This window comes from Candidatus Symbiopectobacterium sp. NZEC135, assembly GCF_025962695.1.
In genome coordinates this window covers 1-746 of the sequence record NZ_JAGFPF010001058.1, presented here as the reverse complement: position 1 = coordinate 746, position 746 = coordinate 1, and the positions used below count along the sequence as shown (strand labels likewise).

1 protein-coding gene is annotated in these 746 nt (G+C 60.9%); it reads left to right on the top strand.

Translation table 11 applies throughout. The annotated features are described in order from the left end of the window. Positions 1-746 (top strand): GH36-type glycosyl hydrolase domain-containing protein (locus J5224_RS32410; protein ID WP_264629045.1); only part of this gene is annotated, 746 nt, incomplete at both ends.

Below are 746 nucleotides of genomic sequence, written 5' to 3'. Positions count from 1 at the left end.
TGCGCGATCAACTGTTGCTCTGCGCCTCACGCCAATTTATTGAAGGGGATGTGCAACACTGGTGGCACCCACCTTTGGGCAATGGGGTGCGCACCCGCTGCTCTGATGATTATCTCTGGCTGCCGCTGGCGCTGTGCCACTATGTGGAAACCACCGGCGATCTCTCTTTGTTGGAACAGGCGGTGCCCTATCTTGAAGGGCGGCAACTGCTTCCCGGAGAAGAATCGGCCTATGAGCAGCCGGTGGTCAGCGCGCAGTCTGAAACGCTATGGCAACACTGCGTGCGCGCTATCGAGCACGGGCTTGCCACGGGTCGCCACGGTTTGCCGCTGATGGGGGCCGGTGACTGGAACGATGGCATGAACCTGGTGGGGCTGGAAGGCAAAGGCGAAAGCGTCTGGCTGGCCTTCTTCCTGTACGATATTTTGCAACGCTTTTCCGCACTGGCCGAGCGGCGACAGGAACACCAGCTTGCCACCCGCTGCCGCGAGCATGCGGCGCAGTTACAGCAAAATATTGAAACCCACGCCTGGGACGGTGCCTGGTATCGCCGTGGCTATTTTGATAACGGAGAGCCGCTGGGATCGCACCTGTCGACGGAGTGCCAGATTGATGCCATTGCCCAGAGCTGGTCGGTGCTGTCGGGCGCGGGCAACCCGCAACGCTGTGCACAGGCGATCAAGGCGCTGGGTACCCACCTGGTCAATCAGGGCGCCGGATTTATTCAACTGCTGGCGCCGCCGTGT